This is a genomic window from Sphingobium phenoxybenzoativorans, from assembly GCF_018286635.1.
GTDB lineage: Bacteria > Pseudomonadota > Alphaproteobacteria > Sphingomonadales > Sphingomonadaceae > Sphingobium > Sphingobium phenoxybenzoativorans.
Window position 1 is genome coordinate 4,344,241 of sequence record NZ_CP073910.1, and the last position, 18,001, is coordinate 4,362,241.

13 protein-coding genes and 1 tRNA gene are annotated in these 18,001 nt (G+C 57.0%); 6 read left to right on the plus strand and 8 right to left on the minus strand.

The window, feature by feature from the left end; all coding sequences use genetic code 11:
- Nucleotides 1–87 precede the first annotated feature (87 nt).
- The 5 genes from KFK14_RS21640 to KFK14_RS21660 form a co-directional block, all read right to left on the minus strand.
- On the minus strand, nt 88–804 hold the full coding sequence (locus tag KFK14_RS21640; RefSeq protein WP_171905829.1) for a TetR/AcrR family transcriptional regulator: 717 nt from the start codon (nt 802–804) through the stop codon (nt 88–90).
- A gap of 162 nt (nt 805–966) precedes the next feature.
- Nucleotides 967–2,070: a calcium:cation antiporter gene (locus tag KFK14_RS21645; RefSeq protein ID WP_212609070.1), complete on the minus strand. Its 1,104-nt coding sequence runs from the start codon at nt 2,068–2,070 to the stop codon at nt 967–969.
- A 114-nt stretch (nt 2,071–2,184) separates the two neighbouring features.
- The gene (locus KFK14_RS21650; protein WP_212609071.1) at nt 2,185–2,433 is read right to left on the minus strand and encodes a hypothetical protein; all 249 of its coding nucleotides are present in this window, start codon (nt 2,431–2,433) and stop codon (nt 2,185–2,187) included.
- Between the two features lie 74 nt (nt 2,434–2,507).
- A complete protein-coding gene (locus KFK14_RS21655; RefSeq protein WP_212609072.1) occupies nt 2,508–2,768 on the minus strand; it encodes a hypothetical protein in 261 nt (86 codons plus the stop codon).
- A gap of 199 nt (nt 2,769–2,967) precedes the next feature.
- Nucleotides 2,968–5,424 (minus strand): zinc-dependent metalloprotease, encoded by a 2,457-nt coding sequence (locus KFK14_RS21660; protein WP_212609073.1) that lies wholly within the window; start codon nt 5,422–5,424, stop codon nt 2,968–2,970.
- A 136-nt stretch (nt 5,425–5,560) separates the two neighbouring features.
- Here KFK14_RS21660 and KFK14_RS21665 point away from each other — a divergent pair, with 136 nt between their 5' ends.
- From KFK14_RS21665 to KFK14_RS21680, 4 genes are all read left to right on the plus strand, one after another.
- Nucleotides 5,561–6,052: an Lrp/AsnC family transcriptional regulator gene (locus KFK14_RS21665; RefSeq protein ID WP_070155816.1), complete on the plus strand. Its 492-nt coding sequence runs from the start codon at nt 5,561–5,563 to the stop codon at nt 6,050–6,052.
- A 466-nt stretch (nt 6,053–6,518) separates the two neighbouring features.
- The gene (locus KFK14_RS21670; protein WP_425516692.1) at nt 6,519–9,329 is read left to right on the plus strand and encodes a TonB-dependent receptor domain-containing protein; all 2,811 of its coding nucleotides are present in this window, start codon (nt 6,519–6,521) and stop codon (nt 9,327–9,329) included.
- Between the two features lie 44 nt (nt 9,330–9,373).
- A complete protein-coding gene (locus KFK14_RS21675) occupies nt 9,374–10,936 on the plus strand; it encodes an amidohydrolase (protein ID WP_425516693.1) in 1,563 nt (520 codons plus the stop codon).
- A gap of 32 nt (nt 10,937–10,968) precedes the next feature.
- Complete coding sequence (locus KFK14_RS21680; RefSeq protein WP_212609076.1) at nt 10,969–12,579, plus strand: amidohydrolase; 1,611 nt, start codon at nt 10,969–10,971, stop codon at nt 12,577–12,579.
- Nucleotides 12,580–12,585: 6 nt separating this feature from the next.
- Here the strand turns inward: KFK14_RS21680 and KFK14_RS21685 are convergent, their stop codons facing one another.
- On the minus strand, nt 12,586–14,952 hold the full coding sequence (locus tag KFK14_RS21685; RefSeq protein ID WP_212609077.1) for a TonB-dependent receptor: 2,367 nt from the start codon (nt 14,950–14,952) through the stop codon (nt 12,586–12,588).
- Between the two features lie 374 nt (nt 14,953–15,326).
- Nucleotides 15,327–16,073 (minus strand): pirin family protein, encoded by a 747-nt coding sequence (locus KFK14_RS21690; RefSeq protein ID WP_212609078.1) that lies wholly within the window; start codon nt 16,071–16,073, stop codon nt 15,327–15,329.
- A 256-nt stretch (nt 16,074–16,329) separates the two neighbouring features.
- Here KFK14_RS21690 and KFK14_RS21695 point away from each other — a divergent pair, with 256 nt between their 5' ends.
- A complete protein-coding gene (locus KFK14_RS21695) occupies nt 16,330–16,704 on the plus strand; it encodes a winged helix-turn-helix transcriptional regulator (RefSeq protein ID WP_212609079.1) in 375 nt (124 codons plus the stop codon).
- A gap of 125 nt (nt 16,705–16,829) precedes the next feature.
- Here the strand turns inward: KFK14_RS21695 and KFK14_RS21700 are convergent.
- Nucleotides 16,830–16,904: transfer RNA gene (locus KFK14_RS21700), tRNA-Gly, on the minus strand.
- Between the two features lie 177 nt (nt 16,905–17,081).
- Between KFK14_RS21700 and KFK14_RS21705 the strand changes: the two genes are divergently transcribed.
- The gene (locus KFK14_RS21705; RefSeq protein WP_212609080.1) at nt 17,082–17,993 is read left to right on the plus strand and encodes a tetratricopeptide repeat protein; all 912 of its coding nucleotides are present in this window, start codon (nt 17,082–17,084) and stop codon (nt 17,991–17,993) included.
- Nucleotides 17,994–18,001: the final 8 nt, after the last annotated feature.

Below are 18,001 nucleotides of genomic sequence, written 5' to 3' on the forward strand. Positions count from 1 at the left end.
TTCAATGGCGACGGCGCACCGTTTCCATCTGGAACAAGCCTTTGGCCTGTCCATATTTAGTGCAATCGCACCATTTTTTGGAAAGAGCTAGCTACCTAATGTGCTAGGTGCGCGCAGCAGGCGCTCGACGCCGCCGACCAGGAAAGTCTCAAGTTCATCATACATCCGCTCGACGGCTTCGCCGGTGCGCAATTCGCCGCGACGGGCAAGAACGGAATCAATGTTGACGTAGAGTGAAAGAAGGTTGGCCTCTATCAGATGATAGGCATCCAGCACCCTTGCCTCCGGCACATCGGGGAAAAGACGCCCGATTGCTGCGGCAACGCGATTGTTGAGGGGGTGAAAAACCCGGCTGTGCCGCCGCACATATTCAGGTTGATTGAAGTTCATTGTGGAAAGGCCAAGGACGCGAAGATAACGATGGCGACCGATATCATCCTCGCTCAGCCAGGCGCGTGAAATGGCCATCACCGCGCGCATGATGACACGCAATGTCACATCCCCCGCCGCCTCAAGCCGTTCGAGTTCCTCGACGGAACGGCCATAGACGATCATCACTTCCTCGATCCTGCGATCGAGAACACCGACGAACACCTCCTCCTTTGAGGGGAAATAATATTGGAGCTGGCCCATCTGCACACCGGCCTCATCCATAATCTGCCGCAGAGAAACGCCATCATAACCGCGCGCAGCGAACTGACGCTCGGCAGCGTCGAGAATGGTTGTGCGGGTCCGCTCACCTTTCGACGTCAGCCGCTTGAGTGACGACGGAACGCCATCCGCAATTTTGTGCTTCGTTTTCATCAAACTCATCATGAACGGCCAACCAGCCCGAACCGGATGTCTATGATCTCCGCACCGTCAACGCAAATCGCTGTCTCCGCAGATGCGCTGAGGGGTTAACGGCCGTCGCCAGATACGGGTCGGGCCGACATCGTTGCTGATCGCGAACCGTTAAACCACCTGTCAGGGGCTAAATATCAAAACCAGAAAGACGAAGAACAAGGAGAGATGGACCGCGCCCTCCAGCATGGTCGTCCGCGTGCCTGAAAATGTGAGGGTGTTAAGGATCAACGTCACGACCAGCAACACCATGTTGGCAGCCGACAGGCCAAGAATGACCGGCTGCCCCGTCAGCAAGCCTATGATCAAGACGGCTGGAACCGTTAGCCCAAGCGTGGAGGTCGCCGCGCCCAGGCACAGGTTGATCGCGCGCGTCAGTTGATTGGCCGCGACAGCTTTTAGGGCGGATATGCCCTCCGGCGTGAACACGATCATCGCAATGATGATACCGCCTAGCGCGGCGGGCGCGCCAAGCGCCGCGATTCCATGATCCAGAAGCTTGGCGAGGCTCTTGGACAATATGATGATCGGCAAGATATTGGCAAAAAGCAGGATGACATGGGTTCTTGTCGACCCGCCTTCTGGATGGGTGTGCGGCAAGGGCAAGCCTATTTCGCCACCGGCTCCGTCATCCGTGGCGGTGAAGAAGCCCTGGTGTCTGCCAGTCTGCAACCACAGGAAAATGCCGTAAAGTCCTACCGTGAAAAGCGAGAAGAAGCCCGCCTGAACCGGGGACAGCGTTCCCGTCCCGGTAGAGGTCGTAAAATTAGGCAGGACCAGCGCAATCACTGTCAGCGGGATGATCACTGACAGATAGGCGCTGGCGCCCTGCAGATTATAGCTTTGCTGGTGAAAACGCAGACCGCCGAGCAACAGGCCGAGGCCCACTACGCCATTCAGAACAATCATAAGCACGGCGAACATGGTGTCCCGGCCCAATGTCGGCACACCCTTGGTTCCGAGCATGACGGCGGCGATCAGAGCGACCTCTATAATCACGATGGACAACGTAAGGACCAGCGTACCGAAGGGTTCGCCGAGGCGTTCCGCCACTTCTTCGGCTTCGTGGACCACACCAAAGGCTGCCCAAAGGACGACGCCAAGCAACCAGACGAACAGCGATACCGCCACCAGCGGATGGGGATTTGCAACCATGCCCGGACCGGCGATCAGGAAGATCGCAACCGTCGCCCAGGCGGCAATCAGACGAAAATGAGACAGGTTCATGAGGACGGCATTAGCGCGAGGCAGCGCGTTTGTCGCCTTATGCTTCCTGTTACATCGGAGCTATCCGATAGAAATCATAGCAAATATATAGACATATCAATTAGATAATCAAGACTAGGCTGATGCTTCCTCCTCACGAAGCAGCAGGGTGAGTTGTTCGATTTCGGACGGTTCCAATATCCAGGTCCGGGTCTTGCGGCCCTCACGAAATGTCGGCTGCGTCAGAAGGACGCGAGCTTCGGCGCGGGCGGTCGATTTCATCACGGCGAAATGCCGCACACATTCCCGCAAGGTGGAAATGAGCGGCGCCTTCCCATCCAGATCAATCAGGGTCGCCGCCTGATCCCATATGACAGTCTTCATTTCTTGCTCCCTTCGCTATGCCGCGCCTGGACGACGTTGATTGGTGCTGCAAGCCCGATAAAAGGCGGCTAATTTCAGCCTTCGCCCGCTTTGTCCACCATATCCATGAAGGTCCGAGCAGCGTCGCGTTCCCCGTCGCTTTTGAAGGCGACATCCAAGTCTGGCGCAGCGTCAAGCATATATAAGAAAGTCCACAACGCGAAGCGGCGGGCGGGGTCCTTCTCCAACCCAAAGTCCACCCTGGCGCGGTCCAGACCAGCCTCAAGGGCGGCAACCGGCAATGCCATAAGGTCTGCGCTGCCAAAATAACGGCGCAACTGGTCATCCAAATCCATGAATGAAACTATGGTCGCCGACGCTATTACAGGCAAGTCAAGCATCAGGCCGGCAACCTCCAGCCTGACAATGACCTGGCGGAACAGCGCATGACATGCGGTCTCCCGGCGACCCAATATCTTCCACAGGCTGACGAAAACCTCTGACGTCCCCCACCGATCGGAGAGGAGGTCGCGTGTTCGGTCCGTTAGCAAACGCTCAGATGTTCTCGTCGAACCAGCCCGTTTCCCCACCGATCGGCATGCCAGGGGGAATGACAGGTTCCGGACGGCTGCCCTTGCTGATTTCCTGCGCCAATGCGGACTCATTGTTGAGGAGGGCGGCAATTCCATGCTGCCATGCCACATCTTCACTTTTACCCTTGGCGCGGGAAAATTGATCGGCAATGCGGCGCAGGCGTTCGTCGAGAATGACAGCGACGTCGACAGAGGTTGCAGGTGACCGTCTGGCCTTGGCGATCGACAATATAGTGCGCTGCGCAATCCGCCGTTCGACCGCCGTACTATGCCGGTCGATTACGCCGCTCTGCAGCCGGTCGAACAATTCACTCAGACCAAGCTGTGCAGGGTCCCGCGCATATTGAGCATATACACGGCTGAGACGGGAAGGCGCGAGAAGGCTCTCCAGCGTAAGCTGCGCCGCCACATCCGCAGCAACCAGAGGGTCGAACACCGACGCGCCTGCGTTGGCAAATACCTCAGTATCGAATTGTGGATCAGACCGGCCATTCACGCCGGACGATAGCGCCAGCGTCAAGTCCGGCCCTACCGTCAACACATCTGCCGACAGGGTGCCGATCAGCGCGTCGAGCGCCGCACGCTGGTCGGCCGCAGCTACAGTTGTCGGCGATGGCGTGCCATCTCCGACAACGGCATAATGATAGTTGACGCCGCCCACGACCTTCCCGATCGCCGCCACAGCATAGCGATGGAACAGCCAGACCGGCACGAATTTGCGGCGCAGGTCCGACAAAGGCTCGCCCGCCTTCAGAACATTGGGTCCGAAATTGGCGATCGCGATCTTTCGCACCTGAAGAATGTGAGCCAGATCGGCAGGCTGGTCTGCGCCTTCCGTCCACATATTCACCCCTGGCACCGCCAAGTCTGATGCGCGGCCATCGATATCGGTCATGTAACGGGCGCCGGATGCCGCAATCTTCGCTGCCTTGCGTGCTGCATCCTCGTCCGGGTCAACGCCGGGCATAGGCTGACCATAAAGCCAATCGACCGTGAATTTGTCCCATGCGCCAATGCCGACTGCATAGGCATCTCCAAGGTCCAGCTTGCCATCGACAATTTTCACCAAGGGCGCAGGATAGTCCATTACCGATGCCCGGTCGTCCAGGCTTGCGGCAAAGTTATGGGAAAAGCCTATCGCATGACCCACCTCATGCGCGCCAAGCTGCCTTATCCGCGCAAGCGCGATTCGCACTGCATCGTTGGGGCCATTGCTGTCATTCTGCGCAGTGCCCGCCAGCGCTTCAAATATGAGGATATCCTGCCGTAGCCGCAGCGACCCCAATACCACATTGCCTTTGATGAACTCGCCAGTGCGCGGATCGATTATGCCGCCGCCATAGGACCAACTGCGGGTCTGCCGGTTCGTCCAATTGACGACATTGTAACGCACGTCCTGCGGATCGACGCCGGGCGGCAAAATCTTGACCTGGAAAGCGTCTATATAGCCTGCTGCGTCGAAAGCCTGACTCCACCAACCGACGCCCTCCGCCAATGCAGTGCGGATCGGTTCCGGCGCAGCATTGTCGATATAGAAGACGATCGGCTTCCGCACACGAGAGCGGGGAGCAGCCGGGTCAAGTTTATCCAGACGGAAATGATTGGCGAACTGAACCATCACGGGATCGCCAAGCTTGCTGGTGAAATCATAGGCCTGCGTAGCGTGCGCGCCGGAACGTATGTCAAACTTCCGGGGCCGGAAGCCCGGCGCCGGGAGACGGATGAGAGAATGGTGAACCGTGAAACTGACCCTGCGGCCGTCCGGCGCGATCGTATCCACTTCCTCGCCAGGCGTGTCCGACACAAAGGTCTGGATAGCCTCCATTTCGATATTGTCGGGGAAAACCTTTACAGAACCAGGATCCGTCGCGCTCAGGCTCTCCGCCAGCTTGAACCCCTTGCCGTTGCTGTTCAATGCATCAGCAAGCTTCATCGTGTCACTGGTCAGGAAAGGCGCGATGTCGATCGTCACCGCTCCACCGGCAGCCGTCGAAACGATATCGACCATCGCCATGGTGCTGAACGGAAAACTGCCGGTGGCGCCCTTCTGGATGTCCGCGTCGCCGATCGCCCGGTAACGCGGATTTTCGTAAGTGATCGCCATTTTCTTGCCCAACCGCCGGAAGGCCAGAATCTGGGTATCGCCCTGCATCCCTCGATCGATACGGATGGGCGCAGAGCCAAGGCCAGTCTTGATCGCTGCGGTGTAGAGAAAACGGCCGGACACGCCCTGCGCGTCGGCCGGGGGCAACGTAAGCAGGACCCGTCCGTCGGCCATGTCAGCCTTGACCGGCAACAACACGCCGTCACTCGACGTCCGCACATCGACCGGTTCCGCCTGAGCTATGCCTGCGCCAAGGCTGGCAAAAGCGATTACAGCCCAAGATGCCGCACAAAAAGCGCGTTGTGGAAAACCCATGCGTCCCCCCAATTTCGTTGAAATAGCGATCTCGCCGATGGGGGATTGTACCATATGATCCGTTGGACATCCTGTCACAATCAGGGGGTTTTTGCCCCGATATTGATGAATTTCAGCGTGAAGGATGTGATTTTTGATGAATATTGATCCTCATGACCTTGATCGCACGGACCTTCGCCTGCTGCGCGAGATTGTCGAAGACGGACGTATCTCGGATGTCGCATTGGGCGAGAAAGTTCATTTATCCAGCACGGCCGCCGCACGTCGCCGCAAGATATTGGAAGATCGCGGAATGGTGGCCCGATATGCGGCCAAGCCAGATCTCGTCCGCCTCGGCTTCGGCATCGTAGTCCATGTGTCAATCGAGCTTGTGTCCCAAACGGAGCAGGTTTTGACGGAATTTGAGGATGCGGTGATCCGCTGCCCCTCGATGAGCTATTGCAGCTTTGTCTCTGGCGATACCGATTTCATGATGACGGTGCATGTACGGTCTTTCGACGACTATGACCGGGTTTATCGCAAGGAGCTGTCTACCCTGCCCCATGTCGCCAAGATACGAAGCAGCTTTGTCATGAGGCCGGTCGCGCAACGCACGGTGCCTCCCGTCCTTTTCGACGGGCTGAAATAGATCGCGCCCTGGTTCGAATCAGATGGCTTCATTGCCAAAGCGATGCAGGATTTCTGCATCATTCTGAATTTGATTGCTTGAATCCATCAATAGCTACCAGCTTGTTCGCCAAATTTCACGGGAAGCTGCGACCTCTGTTGTGTATCATTGGGGCGTTCCTGAGTGAGCTGTCTGGCATGCAGGCCGGCAAGCGATGCAGGGACAACAGGGTTATCGTGGTGCCCGGAAAGTCGGGACCGTATCGGGGTTGCCCCAGGGGACAAGCACACAATACTGCTCAAGCCAGCCCCTGGCTTGCGCGCCTGCATGGCGCGCGCCCCGTCGTTCGCCCGGAGGATAACTGACGGCCCGACACGACAAAAGGGGACCGACAATGGAAATTCCGGGAACAGCATATAATCGCCGCAGCAAGTTACGCGCTCAGCTTTTCGCCACGGCGGGATCTCTGCTTTTTACGCTGGCGACCATGCCCGCCGCAGCACAGGATATGCCTGTCGCGCCGCAGGACGCAGCGCCCCAGCAGGACGCTCCAGCGGCGGAGATCGTCGTGACCGGCACGCGCATCGTCCGTGATGGTTATAATGCACCCACGCCGGTAGCGGTTTTGAGTAAGGCGGACATCGCGGCTCAGGCGCCCGCCAACATCTCCGACTTCGTAAATCAGCTTCCATCGATCGCAGGCAGCGGCACCTCAGGAACAAATTCCGGCGCCCTTTCCAACGCAGGCGCCGGCATCAACTCCATCAGTCTGCGCGGACTGGGCGTTGGCCGCACGCTGGTGCTGGTAGACGGGCAGCGCTCGGTTGCCTCAACCGTCGGCGGCATTGTTGATATTAACACCATCCCCCAGGACCTGGTGGAACGGGTTGAGGTTGTGACCGGCGGCGCATCTGCCGCCTATGGATCGGACGCTGTCGGCGGTGTCGTCAACTTCGTGCTCGACAAGACCTTTACCGGCCTTCGCATCGGCGCCGATCAAGGCATTTCCACCTATGGCGACGGGCATAACTACAAGTTCACCGGCAGCGCCGGGCTGCTGCTCCTCGATAGCCGGCTGCATGTCCTCTTTAATGCAGAATATTTCCGTCAGGAGGGTGTAGATACGATCGACCGCGACTGGAATGACATCGGCTTCTTCATGATCAACAATCCGGCCTATACCGCCACTAATGGCCAGCCACAAAGGCTGGTCGGGTCGGGTTTTGGCCCGTCCGGTTACACAACTGGCGGCCTGATCGGCGCAGGACCACTACGCGGCACCTATTTTCAGGGTCCCGGCCAAACGGCACAGTTGACCTTTGGTACGGTGCTCAGCCCCTGGATGGTCGGTGGCGACACAGCAACTACGCTGGCGGGCCACATTGGCACCAACTCTTTGATCCCACACGATGAGCGGTTGAATTTCTTCAACCGCACCGCTTTCGACATCACGCCAGATGTGACGGTCTTTGGCCAATTCTCGTACAACCGGTCGACCAGCCGCAGCTTCTATCAGCAGACGCCCAGCACCGGCGTCACCATCCAGGCGGACAATGCTTATCTCGCAACCTATTATCCGCAGATCGCAGCGGAAATGGCCACGCGCGGGCTGGGGTCTTTCACCATGGGCACCAGCAATGCCGGTTTCCCGGTGCCAGGCAGCAACATCAAGCGTGAGGTCTACCGTTTTGTCGGCGGCGCGGAAGGCCGGTTCCAGCTATTCGACCGCAAATGGGGGTGGAATGGCTATTATCAGCATGGCGTCACCAAGGCGCATGAGGAACTGACCAACACCTGGTTCAACGCCCGTATGACTCTGGCGCAGGATGCAGTGTTTGGCCCGGGCGGCAGCATTGTCTGCCGGTCGACGCTGACCAATCCCACCAATGGTTGCGTTCCCATCAATCGCCTGGGCACCATGGGGCCTTCGGCTGAGGCCCTCGCTTACATCTATGGCGCAGCACAGCCGCAGCGTGACCAGACGATCAAGCAGGACGTCGCCGCCGTCAGCGCAAACGGTGAAGTGTTCGACCTGCCAGGCGGTGCTGCTGCGGTGGCATTCGGTGCTGAATGGCGCAAGGAGCAGATCAACGGAAAGGTAGACCCCCAGTTCAATACTGGCTGGCTCTATGGCAATTTCCTCGTCAATCGCGGCGAATATACGGTCAAGGAAGGCTTCCTTGAAGTCGATCTGCCGGTGATCAAGGGCCTCAACGTCAATGCCGCGGGGCGCTATACTGATTATTCGACATCAGGATCGGTCCAGACATGGAAAATCGGCGCGACATTCGAGCCGATTCCGGACATTCGCCTGCGCGGCAACATCAGTCATGACATCCGCGCGCCCAATCTGCAGGAACTGTTCGCGGCCGGTACGGCCCGAACCAACACCGTGATCATTCCCACAGGAGCCAATGCTCCAGCCACCGGGTCGCTGCAGTTTGTTCAGAACCAAGTCGGCAATCCTGCATTGAGGCCTGAAGTGGCGGATAGCTGGACATTGGGCGCTGTGTTCAAGCCCCAGTTCCTGCCGGGCTTTTCTGCATCCTTCGATTATTACTCGATCAAGATCGACAAGGCGATCGGCAACGTGACCGCTCAAGATACGGTTGATCTGTGCTATTCCGAAGGCATTTCCAGCTACTGCAACAATGTTATCTTCAGCGGGAATACGCTAACCAGCATCGTCCTGCGCCCGATCAACTTTTCCAAGCAGACAGCGGAAGGCTTCGACATCGAGGCAAGCTATCGCCTTCCGCTTTCCAATCTGTCCGAAAGCCTGCCGGGCACCTTCACCATTCATTCGATCGTCACGCATTATATCAAGAATGTCATCGACAATGGCATCAGCTTTCCGATCGACTATGCGGGCGTAAACGGTGGATCGCTGGCGGGAACCTTCTCCTCGCCAAACTGGGTCTATCGCATCAGCGCATTCTACGAGGCCGATCCGTTCACCTTCAATCTGGTGGCGCGTGGGTTTAGCGACGGTGTTTATGGCAACGACTTCGTCGAATGCACGACCGGTTGCCCGACATCGAGTACGCAATACCGGACGCTGAACAATAATCACATCAACGGCGCGACCTATTTCGACGCATCGTTGGGGTTCAAGTTCAACGCATATGGAGGCAAGGGCACGCTGACGTTCATCGTCAACAATTTGCTCAACAAGGATCCTGTGCTGGCTGCTTATGGTCCAGACGGCAACAACATCCCCGCCTACGCCCAGACCAGCCGCTCCCAATATGACGTGGTCGGCCGCGTCTTCCGAGTAGCAGCCCGCTTCCAATTCTAAGACCTGCAAGGAGGATCCTGACCATGACCCGCATAAGGAAGGCGATGGCTGCCGTCGCCCTTACGACAACACTGTTCACCCCGCTTGCACAGGCTGCGGCGCCCAAAGCCATGAAGACTGCGGCATCCGCCGCAGTCGACGCTCAGGCCAAGCAGATACAGGTGATGGTGGATCAGGTTTTCAGTTATGCGGAGCCTGGTTTCCAGGAAGTCAGGACCTCGGAATATCTGACGAAAATATTGGAGGAGAATGGCTTTACCGTGACGCGGGGCGTGGCCGGTATTCCAACGGCTTTCACCGCCACCTGGGGCAGCGGCGGTCCGTTGATCGCTTTAGGCAGCGATATTGACGATGTGCTGGGCGTTTCCCAAATTCCCGGCATTCCCAATATCAAGCCTCTGGTGGAAGGTGCGCCCGGCCATGGCGAGGGGCATAATGCGGGCATGCCTCTGGTCATCGCTGCGGCGATCGCGGTTAAGAAAGTGATGGAAAAAAACAAGATACCAGGCCGCCTGATGCTTTGGCCGGGCGTAGCCGAGGAGTTGCTGGCGACCAAAGCCTATTACGTCCGTGACGGTCTGTTCAAAGATGTCGACGCCTGTATCTTCACGCATGTCAGCAGCGAATTCGGCACCGGCTATGGCGAAATGGGCATGAACGGGATGGTGTCGGTGGAATATACTTTCCACGGCAAAACCGCCCATTCCGCAGGAATGCCATGGGAGGGCCGCAGCGCCCTGGATGGCGTAGAATTGATGGACGTCGCATGGAATTTCCGGCGCGAACATCTGCCCCTCACGCAGCGGTCCCATTATGTCATTACCAATGGCGGCGGCCAGCCCAATGTGGTGCCCGACAAGGCATCGGTCTGGTATTATTTCCGGGATCGCACCTTCAAATCCATCCGGGATCTCTACAATACAGGCAACGAGATCGCAGAGGCGGCTGCGAAGGCAAGCGGAACCACGGTGACGCGCCAAACGCTGGGCTACGCCGCACCGAATTTCGGCAACAAGCCGCTGGCCGAAGCAGCCCAGGCCAATATACAGGCGGTCGGGATGCCCAAATGGACAGCGGACGACCAGGCCTTCACGAAGGCCGTGCAGGAAACCAACAAACGCAAGGTCGAACCTTTGCATGACAAGGTGTCTGACCTTTCCACTCCGGAAAATCGCAAGCCCTCAATGGGCGGCGGATCGGACGATGTCGGCGACATCACCTGGACAGTGCCCACCATAACCATCCGTTTTCCTTCAAACATTCCCAACATGATCGGCCATAATGTCACGGCTGCCATCGCGATGGCGACGCCGATCGCGCACAAGGGAGCGGTAGCGGGTGCGAAAGCGCTGGCCATGACGGTTCTGGACCTGATGACGACCCCCAAGCTGGTGGCCGACGCAAAAACCTATTTCCGCGACGTTCAACTGAAGACGGACAGCTATGATCCAGTGCTGACCCCGGAGGACAAGCCAGCGATCTGGCTTAACGAAAAAACGATGCGCCTGCTGCGTCCGGAGATGGAGAAATATTATTACGATCCGTCGAAATACAGCAGCTACCTCGAGCAGTTGGGCGTGAAATACCCGACTTTGACGCCGCAATGATCATGTCCCGGAAAGCCATAAGGATCGCATCCATGAAAAAAAGAGAGCCTTTGGGTCGCACCATCGCTCTTATCGCGGCGTTGATTTCGACGGCTGCGCTCCCTGCCGTCGCCACCGCAGCATCGACCAAGGCCATGAAGGCCGAAGCGGTTGCGCAGGTGGCGGCGCAGGCCAAGCAGGTCCAGGTAATGGTCGATCAGGTGTTCAGCTATGCGGAGCCTGGCTTTCAGGAGATCAGAACCTCGGAATATCTGTCCAGAATATTGGAGGAGAACGGCTTTACCGTGACGCGAGGGGTTGCGGGTATCCCGACGGCCTTTACCGCCACCTGGGGTAGCGGCGGACCTCTGATCGCATTGGGCAGCGATATCGACGGATTGCTTGGCGTCTCACAAACGCCGGGATCGCCCGATGTGAAGCCATTGATTGCTGGCGCTCCCGGTCATGGCGAAGGGCATAACTCCGGTATGCCGATGATGATCGCCGCCGCCATCGCGGTGAAGCAAGTGATGGAGAAGAACAAAATTCCCGGACGCCTGATGCTGTGGCCGGGTGTCGCCGAGGAATTATTGGCCACCAAGGCTTATTATGTTCGCTCCGGCATGTTCAAGGACGTTGATGCCTGCATTTTCGGCCATGTGAATACGGGCTTCGGCACCGGCTATGGCGAAATGGGCATGAACGGCATGGTATCGGTTGAATATGAGTTCAGCGGCAAGACCGCCCACTCCGCAGCCATGCCATGGGAAGGCCGGAGCGCACTTGACGCGGTCGAGTTCATGGATACCGCCTGGAATTTCCGGCGCGAACATCTTCCGCTCAGTCAGCGGTCGCATGATGTGATCACCAATGGCGGTGGCCAGCCTAATGTCGTGCCGGGCAAGGCGTCAGTCTGGTATTATTTCCGCGACAGGGAGTTCTCGTCGGTCCGCTCCCTGTATGAGACGGGCAATGAAATTGCCGACGCAGCCGCACAAGCAACCGGGACAAGTGTCAAACGGCGCGTGCTTGGCTATGCCGCCCCCAATTTCGGGAATAAGCCGATGGCCGAGGCGGCGGACGCCAACATCCGGGCTGTCGGTATGCCGGCATGGTCAACGGCGGACCAAGCCTTCGTCAGCGCGGTACAAAAAGCCAATCATTTGAAAGCTGGGCCTCTGGCGTCCAGCGTGACGCCCTTGTCGACTCCGGAAAATCGCATGGCTGGCGGGTTTGGCGCGTCCGATGATATTGGCGATGTGATGTGGACGGTGCCGACGATTACTATTGGTTATCCCGCGAATATTCCCAATGTAATCTTCCATCACGCCACCGCCGCGATGGCGATGGCGACACCAATCGCCCATAAGGGCACTGTCGCCGGAGCAAAGGCTGTGGCGATGACGGTACTGGACCTGATGACCAGTCCGAAGCTTCTCGCTGAGGCAAAAAGCTATTTTCGCGATGTTCAATTGAAGACGCAAACCTACGATCCTGTCCTGACGCCGACCGATCAACCCGCCATAGACAGAAACGAAAAGGTGATGAAGGAACTGCGCCCGGCGATGGAGAAATTCTATTATGATCCGTCGCGATATGGCAGCTATTTGGAGCAATTGGGCATATCTTACACTGCGGCTGGGGGCGGCTCTGACGGGAAATGATTTCTCTTATTTTGCGGTATAACTAGAATCCCGTGTTGGCCTGAGCAGCAAGAAGAATGATCCCGCCGGAAATGACGGGATCATCTTTTTCCAGGAAGCTCTGATCAGAAAGTCTTGGTGATCGAAACACCGAATGTGCGCGGTGCTCCGACCAATCCGGTGACCGGAAAGCCGAAGAAGCTTGCCCCCCACTGTGCTGGACAGGGTGTAGAATTTCTTGGTCGCGTTTCTCATGAATATACTGGCGCTCAGCCCCTGATCAGCAAGGTTGAAATCCAGAAACAGGTCGACAAGCGTATAGCCGGACTGCCGGGAGAAAGGCAGTTTGAGCACGGATTGCTCTACTGCACTAGTATAGGTGGCATCGATACGCGGCGTGACATTCAGCGCGCCGGAGTGGAAGGTGTAGGCTAGCGCACCATGCAATTTCCATTTCGGCGCATAAGTCAAAGGATTGCCGGAAAGATCATATTCACCATTCGCGTCGGCCATTGTGCCATCCGGCAAGGGTGCTCCGAGATATAGAGCCGTGAAATCGGCCGTCTTATAGTCTGTAAATTCGGTATGCAGATAAGCGGCATCGACATTAATCTGCAAATCGTCGACCGGACGGGCGGTCACATTTGCCTCAAGACCATAAAGCTTCGCCCGCGCAGCATTCTGGGTGCTGATTTGGTTATTCTGCGGATCGTCGGGGTTGTTGACGACGATGTTCACCTGCAGATTTGAATATTTGTAGTAGAAACCTGCCAGATTCAGGCGAAGCCTGCGGTCGAACAGGTCAGCCTTGATGCCAGCTTCGAAATCCTTGATGTCTTCGGGGTCGAAGGGTGGCTGCAGGCCAGAGACGTTGAAACCGCCGCTTTTAAAACCGGTGGAATAGGAAGCATAGAGGAACAGATCGGGCGATGCCTGATAATGGATTCCAACCTTCGGATCGAAGGAAGACCAGGAATCCGCGCCAGCAATGGTTATGTCGGCGGGACTTTGCGGAAACAGTGGGAAGCGCACATACGGGCTGCCCAAATTAAAGCGATTGAGCGTCGTCGCGCTACGCTTTTCATAGCTGTATCGCGCACCGACATCGATGCCGAACTTGTCCGTCACATTGATCGTATTCTGCGTAAACAGCGCATAAGCGTCGGTTTTCTGCGTGCCCCGGAAAACCGCACCTTCCCCCAGAAAATCCGGGAACCCGAAATAGATCACATTGACGCCACCGCGGATGCCGGCGAAATTCTTCTCGTGGAAATAATAGCCGCCGACGACCATGTCGAGAATACCGAGCTTACCGCCCAGACGAACCTCCTGCGTGTAGCTATTCGACCTGTCTATGAAGTCTGCGGGTTGGAGGCGCTCCCCCAACGTCGTTCCATCCGGACTGGCATAGGAGTGGGAATCGAGATGTTTGTATGCAGAAATCGAAGTGAGCGTCACATCGCCCAGATCATATTCCAGCGTTCCGGCGATACCATAGGCCTCCACCCGCGTATCGGGACCAGGACCAGCATAATCACGAGGGTTGGTTGGCAGCACGCCGCCGATTGACGTTCCAAATTGCGCATGCCCTGGTGATGGCCGCAGATAATGAAAGCCGCCACTATGGTCGTCCTCCAGGAAATAATCGCCCTGGAGCGTCGCAGTGAGGGTACCGTCATCATATTTCAGCTTAGCGCGCAGGGCACGGGTCTTTTCGTCATCCACATCGCCGCCCGTATTGATGTTCCTGCCATAGCCCGAACGATCATTGGTCTGGAACGCCAGGCGGACACCAACCGTGTCCGATAGAGGCGCGCCGATGGCGCCCTCCATGCGGACCGCCGAATAATTGCCCACCGTCAAGCGGCCATAGCCGTTCAGTTCATCGCCCGGATCGCGCGAAATGAGATTGACCGCTCCAGCCGTAGCGTTGCGGCCGTAGAGAGTGCCTTGCGGGCCGCTCAACACCTCGACGCGCTCAATATCGAAAAAGGAGCCCAACGCCGCTTGGACGCGCGGATTATAGACTCCATCCGTGTAGAAGGCGACGCGCGGGTCGGAACCCGGCGCTATGGAATCGACGCCAATACCACGAATGAATATGCGCACATCGCCGCCATTGCGTGAGAAATTCACGTTGGGCAGCCTAGTGGTCAATGCTTCGATATTGCCGAGTTGCTGACTCTGTAAAGTATCGCCCGTAACCGCGCTGATGGCTATCGGCGTTGTCTGTACGGACGCGATCCGGCGCTCGGCCGTGATGATGATGTCTTCTATCCGTTGAGCATCATCGCTTTTTTCCGGCGGCGTCGCTTGGGCTTGCGCCGCGCCCGTTAACGCCGCGATGCACAGCAGCGATGAGCTGGCCAAACACCAAATATTCTTATGCCTCATGTCCATCTCCCAACTTATTTTTTCGGGAAAATCGTTTCATATACGCAATGCCACCTACTGATGGTCACAGCCCTGCAATCGAAAACATGCAAGAAATTTGATATGGACGATTATAATTCCCGAAATTTTGTAATAATCTTCGGAGATTTTTCGACAAGAAGGCACATTTTTATGATGTGGTTACATATTTGATACTTTTCGATATATGAAATATCTTGATAATATATTTTACAATATTTCCGATAAACTTATCTACCTTGGCATCGATATTTCTGATGCGCCTGCGTTGGAGAAATAGGCCATAGGCGGCGAAATTCATCCGCTATGGGATGCACAGTCCTCCCAAACCATCAAACACGAGCGAAAGCGAAAGATTACGCAGCATCCGCCTTTGAAGAACTCTCAACGACTGTAATCAGTTCAACCAATATGATTTCCGTGTCTTCGATCGCCTTGACCGAAATAGTGGCTTCATCATGGATAGCAGCGCCGTCCCGTGGCCCTATTTCTCGTCCATTCACGGCGACCCGCCCGGTCGTCGGCACAAGATAGCCTCGCGTCCCACGCGCCATAGGCCGGACAAGGGCCTCCCCCCCCTTCAAGGCGGCATTCAGGACACGCGCATCGGCATTGATTTTCAGGGCGTCCGTATCGGCGGGATCGCCGCTGGCCAATATGACGAATTTTCCTGTCTCTTTGCCCGTGGGGAAAGTCCTGCCGCTATATCGTGGAGATCCGCCTGATGTGCGCGGCTGGAACCATATCTGGAACAGGCGAGCCAACTCATCGTCCGCATTGACCTCCGAGTGCCGGATGCCTGCGCCAGCGCTGGTCACCTGAACCTCTCCGGCAGCTATGCGCCCGGTGTTACCCAAAGTGTCCTGATGAGTAATCGTTCCATCACGCACATAGGTAACGATCTCCAGGTCAGAATGCGGATGCATCGGAAAGCCCGATCTGGGCGCGATCTCATCATCGCTCCACGCCAGCAATGTGCCGAAAAGCCGATTTCTGTCGTCTTTTGCGAAAGGCGTGACATCGGAAGGAAGGAAATGCACCTTGGCCTTCAGCCAACCGCGATCTCCGCCGAATAGATGTGCAAAGGGGCGATGCTCAATCATAACACTCTTTCTGAATTGGATTTTGCGGCGATCAGGCCACCAAAGACGCCGCTATCGCAATAGTGCGGAACGTCTGGCGGGCAGAGATATTCGCTCCACAGGCAACTGATATTGCCAGTTTATGCAAAGCTGCATGACCCGCCGCAGCGCTTGTATCGATATGGACTATCTTCATACTGCAGTTCCATCTGGCACCTGCTAATTTATCGGTGCTCGCATTGGGAACAAGACGGCACAATTTTAGCACCAAGGGCACATGGATGTGATCACGGCGTCATCAAGCAGGCCCCCGACGTGCCTGAAGAAAATCGAAATCCTGTCGCGTATCTCGCACAAATGGAGCCTGCTCATCATCATGGAGCTGGCTGGCGGCCCCAGACGATTTAGCGAATTGAAGCGGGCGATGGACGGCGTTTCGCAAAGAATGCTGACATTGACATTGAGAGATCTGGAACGGGACGGCTTCATCAAACGCATTGTCACGCCGTCCATTCCTCCACGCGTTGACTATGAACTAACGGAGATGGGGCGGTCGCTCGCAGGACCGGTTCAGGCCCTGAGTGACTGGGCCACGCAGCATTTGACGCAGATCAATTCTGCACAGCTACAATATGAACAGGTCTCATCTTAACTGCGCCTGCCTGAGGGCGATCCAGTGGAAGTCGGCCTAAAAGATTGTGTGAATTACAGTAGATAGGCGAACGAAAACGCCTCCTCTATTTCGAGGTGCGCAAACATATCGATTGTTTGGAAATCTGGAGCGGGCGAAGGGATTCGAACCCTCGACCCCAACCTTGGCAAGGTTGTGCTCTACCCCTGAGCTACGCCCGCTCTGGCGGTCGCCGGGTGTGTCCTGACGACGGGTGAGGCGCGCACCTAGCATCGGAGGTCGCAGGCGGCAAGTGCTCTTTTTAGCGCGCGCGGAAACTATGCTAGAACAGCTTGCGTGACTGGTCCCAACTCCCACATAGGGCCAATATCCGCGATTCATTTTTGAGGAGAAGACCATTGGCGACCCTTGGGCTTAGCGAGACGGACAAACAGTCACTCGATGCCTTTCGCCGCGATGTGATCGAACCTTCGCGCACCAGCCTGGTCATCGTCGATTTCTGGGCGGAATGGTGCGGTCCCTGCAAGCAATTGGCGCCAGTTATCGAAAAGGTCTGCGCCGATTATGCGTCGAAGGGCGTTTTGCTGGTGAAGGTCAATGTCGATGAGAATGGCTTCATCGCTAGCCAGTTCCGCGTGCAATCGATCCCGACCGTATATGCGGTGTTCCAGGGCCAGCCGGTCGCTGACCTGAGCCAAGCGCGTACAGAGGGACAGCTCAAGCAGATGCTCGACCAGATTCTGGGTCAGCTTCCGATCGAATCGCAGGAAAAGGTTCAGGCCCAGGAAATCGCCCCCGTTATTGCAGCGGCAGAGGAAGCATTGGCCGCAGGCGATGCGAATCAGGCGCTGGCGTTATTTGATCAGGTTGCATCGATCGTGGCTGACGATCCGCAGATCATATCGGGTCAGGCGCGGTCATTGATCGCCTTGGGCCAGATTGATGAGGCGCAGGCCCTTCTGGCCGCGCTGCCAGTCGATATTGCCGGGGAAAGCGCCATCGAACGCGCAAGGGCCGCCTTGTCGGTTGCTCATGCCGCGAAGCCGGTCTCCGATCTTTCGGGATTGGAGGCGAAGGTGGAGGCTGACCCGGATGATCATGCCGCCCGAATGGAGCTTGCGGGGGGCTATATGGCGAATGGAAACCGGGATGCGGCCGCCGATGCTCTGCTGGAGAGCATCCGCCGCGACCGTAGCTGGAACGACGGCGCAGCGAAAGCGCAGCTATTGACCCTGCTGGAAGCTGTTGGCCTGGAAGACCCGTGGGCCGGCGCACAACGCCGACGCCTCTCCGCGATCCTCTTTTCCTGATCTGCCGG